13 protein-coding genes are annotated in these 16,939 nt (G+C 41.5%); 8 read left to right on the top strand and 5 right to left on the bottom strand.

Annotation, left to right across the window (positions count from 1 at the left end):
* Nucleotides 1-187: 187 nt before the first annotated feature.
* The 5 genes from sgrR to leuA all read right to left on the bottom strand — a co-directional run bounded on the left by sgrR (nt 188) and on the right by leuA (nt 6,877).
* On the bottom strand, nt 188-1,867 hold the full coding sequence (sgrR, locus tag I3B46_RS06530) for an HTH-type transcriptional regulator SgrR (protein WP_014656422.1): 1,680 nt from the start codon (nt 1,865-1,867) through the stop codon (nt 188-190).
* Nucleotides 1,868-2,182: 315 nt separating this feature from the next.
* Nucleotides 2,183-2,785, bottom strand: a complete 603-nt coding sequence (leuD, locus tag I3B46_RS06535) for a 3-isopropylmalate dehydratase small subunit (protein ID WP_004921966.1) — start codon at nt 2,783-2,785, stop codon at nt 2,183-2,185.
* A gap of 12 nt (nt 2,786-2,797) precedes the next feature.
* Nucleotides 2,798-4,201 (bottom strand): 3-isopropylmalate dehydratase large subunit, encoded by a 1,404-nt coding sequence (gene leuC / locus I3B46_RS06540; protein ID WP_004921962.1) that lies wholly within the window; start codon nt 4,199-4,201, stop codon nt 2,798-2,800.
* A gap of 1 nt (nt 4,202) precedes the next feature.
* Nucleotides 4,203-5,294 carry a 3-isopropylmalate dehydrogenase gene (gene leuB / locus I3B46_RS06545; RefSeq protein ID WP_004921959.1) on the bottom strand — a complete coding sequence of 364 codons (1,092 nt, stop codon included), beginning with the start codon at nt 5,292-5,294 and terminating at the stop codon, nt 4,203-4,205.
* A gap of 2 nt (nt 5,295-5,296) precedes the next feature.
* Nucleotides 5,297-6,877, bottom strand: a complete 1,581-nt coding sequence (gene leuA / locus I3B46_RS06550; RefSeq protein ID WP_004921957.1) for a 2-isopropylmalate synthase — start codon at nt 6,875-6,877, stop codon at nt 5,297-5,299.
* A gap of 907 nt (nt 6,878-7,784) precedes the next feature.
* Here leuA and leuO point away from each other — a divergent pair.
* From leuO to ftsL, 8 genes are all read left to right on the top strand, one after another.
* Entirely contained in the window at nt 7,785-8,738 is a 954-nt protein-coding gene (gene leuO, locus I3B46_RS06560) for a transcriptional regulator LeuO (protein ID WP_004921954.1), read from the top strand.
* A 288-nt stretch (nt 8,739-9,026) separates the two neighbouring features.
* Nucleotides 9,027-10,808, top strand: a complete 1,782-nt coding sequence (locus I3B46_RS06565; RefSeq protein WP_169342124.1) for an AMP-dependent synthetase/ligase — start codon at nt 9,027-9,029, stop codon at nt 10,806-10,808.
* A gap of 296 nt (nt 10,809-11,104) precedes the next feature.
* The gene (gene ilvI, locus I3B46_RS06570; RefSeq protein WP_004921947.1) at nt 11,105-12,832 is read left to right on the top strand and encodes an acetolactate synthase 3 large subunit; all 1,728 of its coding nucleotides are present in this window, start codon (nt 11,105-11,107) and stop codon (nt 12,830-12,832) included.
* A gap of 2 nt (nt 12,833-12,834) precedes the next feature.
* Nucleotides 12,835-13,326 carry an acetolactate synthase small subunit gene (gene ilvN, locus I3B46_RS06575; RefSeq protein ID WP_004921945.1) on the top strand — a complete coding sequence of 164 codons (492 nt, stop codon included), beginning with the start codon at nt 12,835-12,837 and terminating at the stop codon, nt 13,324-13,326.
* A 164-nt stretch (nt 13,327-13,490) separates the two neighbouring features.
* Nucleotides 13,491-14,501, top strand: a complete 1,011-nt coding sequence (cra, locus tag I3B46_RS06580) for a catabolite repressor/activator (protein ID WP_004921942.1) — start codon at nt 13,491-13,493, stop codon at nt 14,499-14,501.
* Nucleotides 14,502-15,199: 698 nt separating this feature from the next.
* Nucleotides 15,200-15,658 carry a division/cell wall cluster transcriptional repressor MraZ gene (mraZ, locus tag I3B46_RS06585; RefSeq protein ID WP_004921936.1) on the top strand — a complete coding sequence of 153 codons (459 nt, stop codon included), beginning with the start codon at nt 15,200-15,202 and terminating at the stop codon, nt 15,656-15,658.
* 2 nt (nt 15,659-15,660) lie between these two features.
* On the top strand, nt 15,661-16,611 hold the full coding sequence (rsmH, locus tag I3B46_RS06590; RefSeq protein WP_004921934.1) for a 16S rRNA (cytosine(1402)-N(4))-methyltransferase RsmH: 951 nt from the start codon (nt 15,661-15,663) through the stop codon (nt 16,609-16,611).
* A 2-nt stretch (nt 16,612-16,613) separates the two neighbouring features.
* Entirely contained in the window at nt 16,614-16,934 is a 321-nt protein-coding gene (ftsL, locus tag I3B46_RS06595) for a cell division protein FtsL (protein ID WP_072502443.1), read from the top strand.
* Nucleotides 16,935-16,939 lie beyond the last annotated feature (5 nt).

The raw sequence follows: 16,939 nt of genomic DNA on the forward strand, positions 1-16,939 counted from the left end.
ATAAACTGTGTATAAAGAGAGGGTGATTGATTCATCCTATTGTTTTTAATGAAGTTAATTAGTTTTCTTGTTTTCTGTTAAAAAACAGGGGAAGGGATATACCCTGATTACTAGCGGGTTGTTCACATGGATATCCACAGAAAAAGTGAATAACATCCTTATTATTCACTCTCAGTGTTTATAACTTTTATGATTTCTGTGTATTATCCTCAGTAGGTTGAAACCATGCAGATTTAAAATCAAACCAACCAAAGGTATTCATGCGTGCTCCGCGCATGGTTTTTTGGCCTTGCAACTCTAGCCAATGGTGAAAAATAGGGTGAAAAATTTGTGTGTCAATGAGGCTTTCACACCAAGATTCGACATGCAGCTCCTGCCGACGCCATTTTGATAACGCCTCAGAGAGCGTAGAGCCTAAACATTTGCGCAATAGTGGCATTTCATACAAGGTGGCAAAAATAGAAAATTCGAGCGGTTTAAAGAAGTTAGCGGTAGCAAGCCAAATATCGCTCTCGACAGTGCCATTAAACCACTCAGGATAATCAACAATGTTGATTTTTAGATCAACGCCTTGAGTTTTCAACACACGTTTCATGATTTGGCTAATAGAATAAAATTCATGGTGTTGATGATAGAAAGTGACGGTGAGTTCCGTTAAATCAGCAGGCTTAGGTAACTGTGTGAGCATTCGGCTATGATGCCAATGTAGCAATAATCCGTAAGCAGGCGCCCAATGCCGCTGATAGAAGGATTCACAGTGAGCTAATAAATTGATTGGTGTTAAAAAACTACACAGCCATTTACGTATATCGCTACGTCTGGAAAGCTCAGAGCGTTGATCCATTAATAAAAAGTAGCATCCTTCTTCCATTCTGCTTTCTAATGAATCATTAGGTTTATTATCGCTGTCCATTTTCAACGTGGTACAGACCATCTGCTCAGATAGTTCAGGCACCACCCAAATGGTCACTTCATCAAGGAGTGCTCGATAACCAAAATAGCGATCAAATGCGGTAATCGTGAGTTTTTGAGGCAGGTTTTTCTCAACGAAAAAAGGGCCGGTACCAATTGGCATTTTGTCAAAATTATCAATGGACTCCCACTCTTTAGGAATAATTGCTGCATGGGGGCTACCAAGTAGCAAAGGGAGTTGTTTATCCACTTCACTTAATTGAATATCGATGACATTAGGGAGAGGAGAGGTAACCGATTGGATGTGTGAAAACAGAGGCCAACAATGTCGTAAACGCATAAGCGAACTGATGATGTCATCGACTAACATTTCTCTACCATGATGAAAGTAGATGCTAGGCCTTAAATAAAAGCGCCATTCAGTATCACTTATCGCCTGCCAATGATGTGCGATACCATTTTCAACTTCCCCTTTTTCCTCATTTATATGGGTTAAGCCATTAAATATTTGGCTCATTAAATGAATTTCTGAACGCCGCATAGGTGTTCCCGGTAATAAATTGGGGAAGTCTCGATAGTAGATAATACGTAATAAATTTTTACCTTGCCGATAGCTTCTTTCTAATTCGGAGAGCACCATTTGGCGAATAGTTTCTTTATCGCCGACTAAGGCAACCAATTTTTCTATGCTCTCTTCTTTTAATAGGCGCTCTGCTTGGGCTTGCTGTAGCTCTAATCCATTAACATGAAACAGAAGGGTAGAACGCTTTCCTCTACCCGCTTCGGCTTGCCAACTAAGCCATCCATGAGACTGCATACTATTGAGCAAGGTACGTACATGGCGTCGAGAACAAAACAGGGTATCTGCAATATGCTGCAATGTGGTTTCACTGTCTTGCCCCTGAAAATGTTGCCACAGACGAACAAATTGTGTTTGTAAACGAGAACTGGTCATAAAAGAGGAACTCCGCTGGCGATTGTATCAATTTTTATTTCCTAATATCCGTTGATAATAGATACCAGTATGTAGCTCGTTTGGTCTGTTAGTTGACAGACTGACTCCCCGAATTATTGAGTAATGGTAATTTACCAGCCGATAGCATCATTATCGGCTTTTTTATTACCTTTATTTTGATGGCAATTTTTTAATGATTATACCTAATAATAGGGATAATTTTAAAAGAGATTAACCCTCTATGGTAAATTTATTCACTATTTTACAATAAAAAACGCCTGCGATTGGCAGGCGTTTGGGGCAGCGTTTTTGCTCTTAACGCATAAATGAAGGGATATTTTGCTCATATTGACGGATTTGATCAGCATGTTGCAGCGTTAAGCCAATGCTATCAAGGCCGTTCATCATGCAGTGGCGGCGGAAGCCATCAATATCAAATCGATAAGTCTTTTCACCCGCCTTGACCGTTTGCTTTTCTAAATCAACAGTGAATTGGCAGCCTTCATTGCTCTTCACATAGTTAAACATTTCGTCGATTTCTGCTTCGCTCAATTTAATCGGTAACAACTGGTTATTGAAAGAGTTACCATAAAAAATATCAGCAAAACTCGGCGCGATGACGACTTGAATGCCAAAGTCTGTTAAAGCCCATGGAGCATGCTCTCTCGATGAGCCACAACCAAAGTTTTCACGCGCAAGTAAAATCGTCGCCCCCTTAAAAATGGGTTTGTTTAACACAAAATCAGGGTTGGGCTGTTGGCCTGCATCATCAAGAAAGCGCCAGTCATGAAACAGATGTTGCCCGAACCCTGTGCGAGTCACTTTTTGTAAAAACTGTTTTGGAATAATGGCATCAGTATCGACATTCGCTGCATCTAAAGGGGCAACAATGCCAGTATGGGTGATAAATTTTTCCATGAATGATCTCCTTTAGATTTGGATATCGCGAACATCCGCGAAATGCCCGTTGATTGCTGCCGCTGCCGCCATTGCTGGGCTAACTAAGTGGGTGCGTCCAGCACGGCCTTGGCGACCTTCAAAGTTACGGTTACTGGTCGATGCGCAACGTTCGCCGGGGTTTAAGCGGTCATTGTTCATTGCAAGGCACATGGAGCATCCAGGTAAACGCCATTCAAAACCTGCATCAATAAAGATCTTATCTAATCCTTCTTGCTCAGCTTGGGCTTTAACAGGTCCAGAGCCTGGAACAACAATCGCCTGTACCCCTGAAGCCACTTTTTTACCTTTTGCGATAGCGGCGGCTGCACGCAAATCCTCAATGCGTGAGTTAGTGCAAGAACCAATAAACACTTTATCAATCTTAACGTCAGACAATTTAATGCCCGATTCTAACCCCATATAAGCTAATGCTTTTTCTGCCGATGCGCGTTCTACTGGGTCACTAAAAGAGTCCGGAGATGGGATCGGTTCATTGATGGCAATCACTTGACCGGGGTTCGTTCCCCAAGTGACCTGCGGTGCGATTTCGCTGGCTTGCAAGGTGACAATTTTATCGAATTGTGCACCTTCATCGGTTTTTAATGTTTTCCAGTAAGCAACGGCGTCATCCCACTCTTGGCCTTTAGGGGCAAATTGGCGACCTTTCATATAATTAAAGGTGGTTTCATCTGGTGCAATGATCCCGGCTTTCGCCCCTAATTCGATGGCCATATTACACACTGTCATACGGCCTTCCATGCTGAGGTTTTCAATGGCTTCACCACAAAACTCAACAATATAACCTGTGCCACCCGCGCTACCAGTTTTACCAATAATCGCCAAGACGATATCTTTTGCGGTGATCCCCACAGGTGCTTTACCAACAACTTCAATTTTCATCGTTTTGGCTCGAGCCTGTTTCAGGGTCTGTGTCGCCATGACGTGCTCAACTTCAGAGGTTCCGATACCAAACGCCAATGCACCGAATGCACCGTGTGTTGCTGTATGTGAATCCCCACACACAATGGTCATTCCCGGCAAGGTAATGCCTTGCTCAGGCCCCATAACATGCACAATCCCCTGATAAGGGTGGTTGAGGTCATATAAAGTAACGCCAAATTCTTGGCAGTTTTTCATCAACTCTTGCATTTGAATGCGTGCCATATCACCGCAGGCGTTGATATCTTTCGTTTGAGTGGAAACGTTATGATCCATCGTTGCAAATGTTTTGCTTGGTTGGTGCAACGGACGGTTTTTCGTTCTCAGTCCATCAAATGCTTGAGGTGAGGTGACTTCATGAACCAGATGGCGATCGATATAGATAAGCGGGATCTCATTATCCACTTCGCGCACAACGTGAGCATCATATAATTTCTGATATAAAGTTTTGGCCATGTTACACCCCTTCGGCGATATAACGGGCGATAATATCACCCATTTCACTGGTACTGACTGATTTGCCCCCTCCCGCTAAATCAGCGGTACGGTGACCATTTTCTAACGCTTTATTTACAGCCCTTTCAATGGCATCAGCGGCATCACTTTGATTCAAACTGAATCGTAATAACATAGCGGCTGATAAAATTTGGGCGATTGGGTTAGCGATATTTTTACCTGCAATATCTGGGGCAGAGCCACCAGCAGGTTCATATAAGCCAAAGCCTTCTTCATTAAGACTGGCTGACGGTAGCATTCCCATTGAACCTGTGATCATTGCGCACTCATCTGAAATGATGTCACCAAACAGGTTTGAACACAGCACGACATCAAATTGAGAAGGTGCTTTGATCATCTGCATCGTCGCATTATCAATATACATATGACTAACAGACACATCAGGGTATTCTTTCGCGATTTGATTCACGACTTCACGCCATAATACAGAGCTTTGTAATACGTTGGCTTTGTCAATTGACGTCACTTTATGGTTACGTTTACGCGCAGATTCAAATGCAATACGAGCAATCCGCTCTATTTCATAGCGATGGTAAACCTCAGTATCAAAAGCATATTCATCTTGACCTTCGCCTTTACGACCTTTTGGTTGACCAAAATAGATACCGCCAGTCAACTCACGCACACAGAGAATATCAAAGCCTTGTGCTGCAATATCAGCTCTCAATGGGCAAAATGCTTCTAATGCTTGGTACAAACGAGCCGGACGTAAGTTACTAAATAATTTAAAGTGTTTGCGTAATGGCAGTAATGCGCCTCGCTCAGGTTGACTATCGGGTGGCAAATTTTCCCATTTAGGGCCACCAACAGAGCCAAACAGAACGGCATCTGCACTTTCACAACCCGCGACTGTTGCTTCTGGCAGCGGTTTGCCATGGCGGTCAATTGCAATACCACCAACGTCATACTCTTTTGTTGTGATAGATAATGCAAAGCGCTGGCGGATCGCATCTAACACTTTATGGGCTTGGGCCATAACTTCAGGGCCAATGCCATCTCCAGGCAATACGGCAATATGATAGCTTTTAGACATTGTTATACAGCTTCCTTTGTATTGGATTGTGATTCTTTTTGATTTATTTTTTGTTTTTCTTTTTCAACTTGTTCAGAGCGCCAAATACTATTCAATACGTGCACCATTGCTTTGGCTGACGATTCGACGATATCCGTTGCCAAGCCCATTCCGTGGAAACGGCGGTTAAAACATTCCACGACAATATCCACTTGACCTAACGCATTTTCCCCTTGGCCTTTCGCTGATAATTTATAAGAAACCAATTTAATAGGGTAATTGGTGATATTGCTAATCGCTTGGTAAATAGCATCGACAGGACCATTTCCTGTTGCCGCTTCTGATTTAACCTCTTCACCGCAACGCATTTTGACGGTAGCCGTGGCGACAACGCTAGAGCCTGACTGAGTACTGAAATAATCCATCGAAAAATGGTCGGTATCATCTTGTTGACTAGCGAAGAAGGCCAGAGCTTCCAAGTCGTAATCAAACACTTGGCCTTTTTTATCCGCTAAACTTAAGAAGGCGGTATACAACTCATCCAAGTTGAAATCTTTCCCTTCTTGATACCCCATTTCTTCCATACGATGTTTAACCGCAGCACGACCAGAGCGGGAAGTTAAGTTCAATTGAATCGCTTTTAAGCCGATGGATTCCGGTGTCATGATTTCATAGGTTTCACGGTTTTTCAGCACACCGTCTTGGTGAATACCGGATGAGTGAGCAAAGGCATTGCTACCAACAACCGCTTTATTGGCTGGAATAGGGGTGTTGCATAATTGACTAACTAATTGGCTGGTACGATAAATCTCTTTGTGATTGATGTTGGTATGGACGTTTAACATTTGCTCGCGCAATTTAATCGCCATGATCACTTCTTCTAAGGCGGTATTACCAGCGCGTTCACCTAACCCATTAATCGTTCCCTCAACTTGGCGAGCCCCCGCTTGGACGGCAGTGATAGAGTTGGCAACAGACATACCTAAGTCATCATGGCAGTGAACTGAAATGATGGCTTTATCAATATTTGGTACTTTTTCATATAAAGAGGTGATGATCCCACCGAATTGGTAAGGGGTTGTGTAACCGACAGTATCTGGAATATTGATGGTTGTCGCGCCAGCTTTAATGGCTGCTTCAACAATGCGGCATAAGTTATCAATATCAGTACGGCCCGCATCTTCACAAGAAAACTCAACATCATCAGTATAACGTCTTGCGCGTTTGATAGAGTCGATAGCCATGTCCATCACCCCATCAAATGTTTTATTCAATTTCTTTTCGACGTGTAAATTTGATGTCGCTAAAAAAATGTGGATGCGGAATGCTTCGGCAACTTTCAATGATTCAGCGGCCACATCAATATCATTTTGTACGCATCGCGCTAATGCACAAATACGGCTGTTTTTGATTTCACGAGCGATAGTTTGTACTGACTCAAAGTCTCCCGGTGAAGAGACGGGGAAACCAGCTTCAATGATATCGACCCCAAGGCGCTCTAAAGCAAAAGCGATTTGCAATTTTTCTTTAACGGATAAACTTGCCTGTAATGCCTGCTCGCCATCACGTAACGTGGTGTCGAATATAATGACTTGATCGCTCATGTTGTGTTCCTCTTATACAGAATTTGTCGTTATATTTTTGCGGTGCCGGCAGGCATAAAAAAACCCGCGGCTAGCGCGGGTTTTTATGTTTCTGGACTGTGAGTTTCCTATCTTCCGTCCATAAGCATACCGCGCACATTGGATGCGAGTAGTAGTAGGCTTAGTAGGCGGATAGAAGTTGTCATTTTCACAGTCTCTAAATTTGGTTTTAATCAATCTGTATTTATTGATACGTGATCTTTTCTTGGCTGTCAACTTTAGTTTTTTTCGTCAATTTTGGAGAATGATGAATCATCACTAATACTTGGTGATTGTGACTAATTTCTATATTTTTAGTGATGTTTTTTCCTATATTTTACCGATAAGTTAGGGGTAAAATTCTTTTTATGAAAGAGCCGGGCTGAAACATAGCATAAACTGATGGTTTGGTTGCTTTTTGAACTGCTCTGTGAGGGGAAAACGAAAACGATAACATGAGATATAAAAATAAATTTTAATTATAGTTTTTATTAAATAAATTATTTAGTAAATGAATTATTTAGTAAATGAATTATTTAAAATTAATCTGATAATGGGATAGTATCGTGGTTGTTGATGATATTTATTATGATTTATTTTTAGAATTGTTTTATTATTTTGATGCTAACAATAATAGTTTTAAATGATTTGATAAAACTTATTATGTCGATGAATACCTTCGTTTCATTATCGTATCTATATTGTGTTGCTAAAATGATAGGTAATATAATAGAAGCGTCGTTTTAATAAATGCAGGGAACGCGAAATAGCTTATCATTGATAAGTTTTTTGAAGAATAATATTTAATGAATTTATAAAAACCTTATTTATTTAAGGGGAGATGATTTTCATTAATTAAAAATGATAAATATCTTTATTGGAGTACATAATGACTGATTTTGATACGGCTTCACCAGCTAAAAAAGAGAATAATGACATCAATTTGCGAAATGTTGATCTCAACTTACTCACCGTTTTTGATGTGGTTATGCAGATGCAAAACGTAACAAGGGCAGCACAGGTATTAGGCATGTCTCAACCTGCCGTGAGTAATGCTGTATCCCGTTTAAAATCAATGTTCAATGATGAGCTTTTTGTCCGCTATGGACGCGGTATACAACCGACATCCCGCGCTAAACAGTTGTTTGGGCCGGTTAGGCAAGCTCTACAACTCGTTCATAATGAGTTACCGGGGGCTGGTTTTGACCCTAAATTAAGTGAGCGAGTATTTAATCTTTCTATTTGTTCTCCATTAGATATTCGTTTAGCTGCCGTTATCGTTGAAAAATTCAAACAAGTATCACCAAATATTAATGTACGTATTCATTGTTTCTTAGATAATAACATTGAGCATAAATTAAAGTACCAAGAGACAGATTTTTCGGTAAGCTATAATCAATTCGAAAAAAGCGAATATCAACATCAGGTTTTATTTAATGATGAGTTAGTTGTCGTGGTCGCCAATGATCATCCACGAATTCACGGTAATGTTACGCAAGAATTATTAATTAATGAAAAGCATGCCGTGATGTCAATGGATAATATGGGGTCCTTTAGTAAGCCTTATTATCATAATACAGAGTTATCACATACAATTAGCTATCAGGGCACGGATTTAAATAGTGTTTTAAATATCGTTTCTTTAACTGATTTAGTGGCAATTGTGCCAAAATGGCTTGTTGAAAACTCAGCAAATAAACTTCAATTACGAACAGCCGCTTTGCCATGGGCAGAAAATACGCGCCCTTGCTATTTGACGTGGCATGAATCAACGGCTCGGGATAAAGGGCATCAATGGATGAAGTCACAATTTTGCCAACTAATCACTGAATTACCTATGTAGCACTGGCTTAATCATCCGCTGAAATCGCGGCAGTTGCACGGTTTATGATTAACTCATCATGGTAAAACTCTATGATGAGTTATGTTACCTGACTAACATTTGCAAAATATTTACATAATATCTCTTTTCACGACACTCTTTCACCTATACACTCAAATCATTCAGCTAACACTTGTAAGCTGAAATAATTAACTGGTGAAGCGCTTCGTGGGTTTGCCGAGCGGCTTCAGTTAACAAATGTACTATAGGAAAAACATTTTGATTACTGAAAATCTATATCCATACCATATGGTCAATCGCTTGCACAGCCGGTTTAATGCCGCTGATTCAGCGACTCGGATAGCTTTCAGTCAATGGCATAATGGGCAACAGAGTGATCTAACATGGAAAGAGGTTGAACAGCACTCTTTTGCTATTGCTCGCCGCCTTTTGGCACTCAATGTTGAAGTACAAGAAAATATTGGGTTATTTGCGCATAACAGTATGAATTGGGCTTTGGTGGATCTTGCGGTCTTACAGTTAAAAGCCGTTACTGTACCTTTATATGCGACCAGCAGTGTTGAACAAGCTGCTTATATTATTAATGATGCAAATATTCGTATTCTATTTGTTGGTGAGCAAGAGCAATACCAAGTTGCATGCCAACTAAAATCACGCTGTCCTCAATTAACCACTATCGTGGTGCTGAATGAGGATGTTGAATTAGTCGATGGAGAACTGGTTTCTGTTCACCTATCAAATTTTATCGCGCAAGCAGAGCCTGAATACCAAGACGAGCTAAATCAACGTATTGCGGCTCACCATCTGAGTGATCTTTTCACCATCATCTATACATCGGGTACGACAGGGGAGCCTAAAGGGGTCATGTTGGATTATTACAATATGGCGGCGCAGCTCTATCTTCATGACCAGCGTTTGAAGTTAAACATCGATGATGTTTCATTAAGTTTTCTACCGTTATCACATGTTTTTGAGCGCGCTTGGAGCTTCTATGTCATGCATACAGGTGCTCGCAATGTTTATCTCACTGATACTAATGCGGTTAGGGATGCATTGACACAAGTTAAACCTACCGTGATGTGTGCGGTGCCTCGTTTTTATGAAAAAGTGTATAGCGCTGTACAAAGTAAGGTTGCTAAAGCACCACTTATGCGTCGTTTGTTATTTAAATGGGCAATCGCACAAGGCAATAAAAGGGTTAAAGCGCTGGCACAAGGTAAGCAGCTAAATGCGCTGAATCAGTCATTGTTTAATTTAGCCGACAAGTTAGTGTTAACAAAGCTACGCCAACTGTTAGGTGGACGTATTCGCTTTATGCCTGCCGCCGGTGCTCGTTTAGATGATGATGTTATCGCCTTTTTTCTCGCAGTAGGCGTGAACATCAAATATGGTTATGGGATGACAGAAACTTGTGCGACGGTGTCATGTTGGGAAGAGGGGGAATACCCATTAGGCTCTATCGGCACACCGTTGTCATCGGTTGAGGTACGTATTGGCGATAATAATGAGATTCAGGTAAAAGGGCCTGTGGTCATGAAAGGCTATTATCATCGCCAAAAAGAGACAGAAGATGCATTTACCCCTGACGGCTGGTTAAAAACTGGGGATGCAGGTGAAATCGATGCTCAAGGTAATTTGTATATTACCGACCGCTTAAAAGATTTAATGAAAACCTCAAATGGGAAATATATTGCACCACAAATGATCGAAGGGGTGTTAGGCCAAGACCGGTTTATCGAGCATATCGCCGTTATCGCGGATGCGCGTAAATTCGTTTCGGCGCTGATCGTACCTTGTTATGATTCATTAGAAGAATATGCGCGTTCGATCAATTTAAAATATCGTGATCGATTAGAGCTATTAAAAGATTCGAATATTGTGGCTCTGTTTGAAAATCGCTTAAAAGAGCTACAGAAAAATATCGAAAATTTCCATCAGGTTAAGCGTTTTACGTTACTCCCGGCTAATTTTTCCATGGAAAAAGGGGAGCTCACACCAACCTTAAAGCTGCGTAGAAAAATTATTTCAGAGCGTTATCACTCTGAAATTGAATCAATGTACCGCGAATAATTCCTCAATAGAGCCGGATAACACATAGCATGATATCCGGCTTCTCTTTGTACTCTTTTTCATCGCTTTATAGTGATATTTTCCACCATTCTTCCTTTTCTTGGTTAATTCAACCAATAATCTGAGTAGATAAAGATAATATTCAAAGTTGTCATGTTTGCTTAATAAATGGTGTTTGCGTCACCTTAGACACAACGATATGTTAATAGCAGTCATAACTACGGCAGAAATGACAATACATAGTAGAGGACTGTCATACCTCTGTTAACTTGTAAAAATAGTCTGGGGGCAAACTCATGGAGATGTTGTCGGGAGCAGAAATGGTCGTCAAGTCTTTGATTGACCAAGGTGTAAAGCATGTATTTGGGTATCCAGGTGGTGCTGTTTTAGATATCTATGATGCACTTCATACGGTAGGCGGTATTGATCACATCCTCGTTCGCCATGAACAAGCCGCGGTTCATATGGCGGATGGTTATGCACGCTCAACAGGAGAAGTCGGGGTGATTTTAGTGACCTCGGGTCCTGGTGCGACAAATGCAATTACAGGGATTGCGACGGCATACATGGACTCTGTTCCTTTGGTTGTTTTATCAGGACAAGTAGCAAGCTCCTTGATTGGGAATGATGCATTTCAAGAGTGTGATATGGTGGGAATATCTCGCCCAATTGTAAAACACAGCTTTTTAATTAAAAAAGCCGAAGACATACCTGAAACCATTAAGAAAGCCTTCTATATCGCTGCAAGTGGTCGTCCAGGTCCTGTGGTTATCGACTTACCTAAAGATACGGTTAATCCGGCAAATAAATACCCTTACCGCTATCCTGAAGCGGTTTCTTTACGCTCTTATAACCCAACCCTTCAAGGGCACAAAGGGCAGATTAAAAAAGCGTTAACAAAATTGATTGCGGCGCAGAAACCTGTTTTCTATATCGGTGGAGGGGCAATCAACGCAAATTGTTCGGCTGAAATCATCGCATTAGCAGAAAAACTGCAACTGCCTGTTGTATCAACACTCATGGGGCTAGGGGCATTTCCAGAAACCCATCACCAGTCAGTTGGGATGCTTGGTATGCACGGTACATATGAAGCCAATAAGGTGATGCATAATTCTGATGTTATTTTTGCTGTTGGTGTGCGTTTTGATGATAGGACAACGAATAATCTTGAAAAATATTGTCCGAATGCAACAGTGATCCAAATTGATGTCGACCCAACCTCTATTTCTAAAACCGTTAATACAGATATTCCGATCGTAGGGGATGCTAAGCTGACACTTCAGCAAATGTTGAGTCAGCTCGATCAAGTTTCCACCAAACAAAATAGCCAAGCATTAAAAACATGGTGGAAAGAGATTGAAACTTGGCGAGAGAGAAAATGCCTCCGTTATGAAACCAATAGCCAAAAAGTGAAACCTCAGCAAGCGATTGAAACCATTTACCGCCTGACAAATGGTGAGGCGTATGTCACTTCTGATGTTGGGCAGCATCAAATGTTTGCCGCACTGTATTACCCATTTGATAAGCCTCGCCATTGGATTAATTCAGGGGGCTTAGGCACCATGGGCTTTGGTTTACCTGCCGCTTTGGGGGTTAAATTAGCACATCCACAATCTACGGTTATCTGTGTTACTGGCGATGGCAGTATTCAAATGAATATCCAAGAACTGTCGACCGCAATGCAATATGGTTTACCGGTGGTTGTGTTGAATCTCAATAATGGGTTTTTGGGGATGGTTAAGCAGTGGCAAGATATGATTTATCAAGGCCGCCATTCTCAATCTTATATGCAATCGCTTCCTGATTTCGTCAAACTTGCAGAAGCTTATGGTCATGTAGGTATTTCGATTCATTCCCCCGATGAACTCGAAGAAAAATTAAAACAAGCACTGGTAGAAGTGAATGAAAACCAACGCTTAGTTTTTGTGGATATTAACGTTGATGAAACTGAACATGTTTACCCAATGCAGATACGTGGTGGTGCAATGGATGAAATGTGGCTGAGTAAAACAGAGAGGACCTGATCATGCGTCGTATTTTATCCGTCTTACTAGAAAATGAATCGGGGGCACTTTCCCGTGTTATTGGGCTGTTTTCTCAACGTGGTTATAATATCGAAAGTTTAACGGTTGCACCTACCGATGACCCAACACTGTCACGTATGACCATTCAAACAAAAGGTGATGCAAAGGTGCTTGAGCAGATTGAAAAGCAACTGCATAAGTTAGTCGATGTCTTACGTGTAAGTGAACTGACGGCTTCAGCACATGTTGAACGTGAGATCATGCTAGTTAAACTGCAAGCATCGGGTTATGGCCGCGATGAAATTAAACGTTGCTCCGATATTTTCCGCGGTCAAATCGTTGATGTAACGCCTACGCTGTATACCGTTCAGCTAGCGGGAACAAGCGATAAACTGGATGCATTCATTGAAGCAGTCCGTGGCGTTGCTGAAATTGTTGAAGTTGCACGCTCAGGTATTGTTGGTGTTTCACGTGGCGATAAAATTATGCGGTGAAAAATTTATCGGCTGAAGGTAGAATACCATTGCATAGAGCCCCGATTGATTCGGGGCTTTAACCGTTGGCGGCTATTTTAGCTTGGCTACGGTTATCAGGGATTGTAAAAAATAAATAGTAAAATCAATATGTTGGTTTTATCTGATAACACAAAGAGGTTAACGTGAAACTGGATGAAATAGCCCGTTTAGCGGGGGTATCTCGCACAACGGCTAGTTATGTGATCAACGGCAAGGCCAAGCAGTATCGAGTCAGCGATAAAACTGTAGAAAAAGTGATGGCTGTTGTCAGAGAGCACAATTACCATCCAAATGCTGTAGCAGCAGGGCTACGTGCAGGGAGAACACGTTCGATTGGGCTAGTGATCCCCGATCTCGAAAACACAAGTTATACTCGCATTGCTAATTATCTTGAGCGTCAAGCACGTCAGCGTGGCTACCAACTGTTGATTGCCTGTTCAGAAGATCAGCCCGATAACGAAATTCGTTGCGTTGAGCACCTTCTACAACGCCAAGTTGATGCGATTATTGTTTCAACGGCGCTGCCACCTGAACATCCTTTTTATCAGCGTTGGGCCAACCGTTCTTTGCCGATTATTGCGTTAGATAGGGCGCTAGAACAAGAGCACTTTATTAGCGTTGTCGGGGATGACCAAGAAGATGCATTGATGCTCTCTACGGAGTTGAGGCAATTTTCCGCGGAGTCAGTCTTGTATCTTGGCGCTCTGCCAGAATTATCGGTGAGCTACCTTCGTGAACAAGGTTTTAGAAAAGGCTGGCAAGGTGATGCTCGTGAGGTCAAGTATCTCTATGCAAATAGCTATGAGCGGGCGTCAGCGGCGGAGGTCTTTGCTGACTGGTTAGATAAAGGCAATCAGATGCCTGATGCACTCTTTACAACCTCATTTTCGCTGTTACAGGGGGTGTTAGATGTTGCATTGAAGCGTGATGGTCGTCTACCTGAGCATATGGTAATTGCAACGTTTGGTGACAGTGAGTTGCTGGACTTTTTAGGTTGCCCTGTTTTATCACTTGCACAACGTCACAGAGATATTGCTGAGCGTATTTTAGAACTGGTGTTGGCAAGTTTAGATGAAAAACAAAAACCGGATGCAGGGATTACTCGTATTCGTCGTGATCTGTGCCGACGTGGTAGCCTCGGGCGCAAACAGTAAAATATCATTTAAATAATAAAAACCAGACAAAAAGTCAGGTTGAATATTAAGTGATATCGATCACGTTTATAAGTATTATGTTAGCCCCAAAGTAAATGGGGCTTTTTATTTCATGCTAAAAATAAGTAAATATTTAACTTTAGGACTATTCTTAACGAGGTAAATCTAATTTATCATTGTAAAGAAAATAAAATAAAAAAATTTGATTTAAGAAATAATTTTTAAATCAAAGAAAGCACGTAAAATTTTATTTATTGTAAAATACTGGCTATTAAAACAGTATTTTAATTATATGAAATATATGGTTTTTATTTTTCTGTGAGGCTGTTATCGATAATATTTACCTTTATTAAACATTCACGGTTATTTTGAAAGTAAAGAATCGGTTAACGATATACTGATTAAAAATGAGACATATAAAGGAAATATCATCATTTGAGTGTTTTTTCATCAGTAAAATAGAGTTTACGTAATATTTGCTCTTTTGTTGAAAATAAATGAATTATATCAATCCGTTATTCCTCATTTTATCTCCGAAGTAGATTTTACCCACTCTTATCTTTTCTGAATTGTTCTGTAAATAAAGCAAAAGCTAGGCGCGTCTGGCTTGACAACGTTTTCCTACCATTCGTAAACTTTATAAGTGGAGAATTGTGGGGTAAAGTGGGTAAATAGGAAATAAAGAGGTTTTACTGGGTATGTTTCGTGGGGCAACACTGGTAAATCTCGACAGCAAAGGGCGGCTTACCGTGCCTACCCGATATCGGGGAATGTTGAGCGAGGAATCTAAGGGGCAGATGGTTTGTACTATCGACCTCCACCAGCCATGCCTGCTGCTTTACACTTTACCTGAGTGGGAAATCATCGAAGAAAAGCTCTCTCGCCTATCAACCATGAATCCAGCAGAAAGACGTGTCCAACGACTTTTGTTGGGACATGCCAGTGAATGTCAAATGGATAGCTCAGGGCGTCTTTTGTTAGCCAGCACGCTACGTCAACATGCAGGGCTAACAAAAGAGGTCATGCTAGTAGGCCAAATAAATAAATTTGAACTTTGGGATGAACAGACTTGGTATCAGCAAGTGGAAGAGGATATTGCCGCTGAACGACAAACCCAAGAACCACTGTCAACCCGTTTACAGGATTTGTCACTATAAACATGACACAGCAACAATTTAAACATGTAACAGTACTGCTTGATGAAGCAGTAAATGGCCTAAATATTAAACCAAACGGTATTTATATTGATGGAACTTTTGGGCGTGGTGGGCATTCAAGGCTGATTTTAAGCCAGCTAAACGAGCAAGGGCGTCTGATTGCTATCGATCGTGATCCAGAGGCGATTAAAGCAGCGCAAGAAATTGATGACCCTCGCTTTATGATCAAGCATGGCCCATTTTCTGCAATTGCAGAGTATGTAGAAGAAGAAGGGCTAGTTGGCAAAATTGATGGCGTATTACTGGACTTAGGGGTGTCATCCCCCCAACTGGATGATCCTGAGCGTGGTTTTTCATTTATGCGTGATGGGCCGTTGGATATGCGTATGGATCCAACGAAAGGGCAGTCAGCCCAACAATGGCTAATGAATGCTCAAGCTGATGACATCGCATGGGTTTTGAAAACTTTTGGAGAGGAACGTTTTGCAAAACGCATTGCGAAAGCCATCGTTGAGCGTAACCACAATCCAGAAGAAACACCTTTAACGAGAACTCGTGAGTTGGCTGAATTGATCGCTAAAGTCAGCCCTATCAAAGAGCGTCATAAGCACCCTGCAACGCGGAGTTTTCAAGCAATACGTATTTACATTAACAGTGAGTTGGAAGAAATAGAGCAGGCGCTTGAAGGTGCTGTCTCTGTATTAGCACCGGAAGGACGTCTTTCGGTGATCAGTTTCCATTCATTGGAAGATAGGCTAGTGAAGCGGTTTATTCGTCAAAATAGCAAAGGGCCTAGTGTTCCTGCTGGCATCCCTCTTACGGAAGCTCAAATACGAGAACTGGGCGTCGCTAAGCTGCGTGAAGTGGGCAAAATGAAGCCTTCAGACGCTGAAATTGACGAAAACCCAAGGGCACGTAGTTCTGTACTGCGTTTTGCACAGAGGACACTGTAATTATGGTTCCAGAAAGGCATAGTCTTGGGAAAGTGATTGGTCGTGACCTTTTTCGTCATGGGATAATTCCTTTGATTTTGCTAGTGGCCATCATTATTAGCGCTATTTTTGTGGTCACAACTGCCCATGAAACGCGTTTGCTAACGGCAGAAAAAGACAAGCTATATGAAGAGAAAGATGCGCTGGATATTGAATGGCGTAACTTGATCTTGGAAGAAAACGCATTGGGAAGTCATAGCCGAGTTGAACGTTTATCGGTGGAAAAGTTGCAGATGGTTCATGTTGAACCTTCTCAAGAAAATATCATTGTCTCTAAGCAGTAGATAAG

Origin of the sequence: Providencia sp. 2.29 (genome assembly GCF_015832305.1) — a bacterium.
GTDB lineage: Bacteria > Pseudomonadota > Gammaproteobacteria > Enterobacterales > Enterobacteriaceae > Providencia > Providencia stuartii.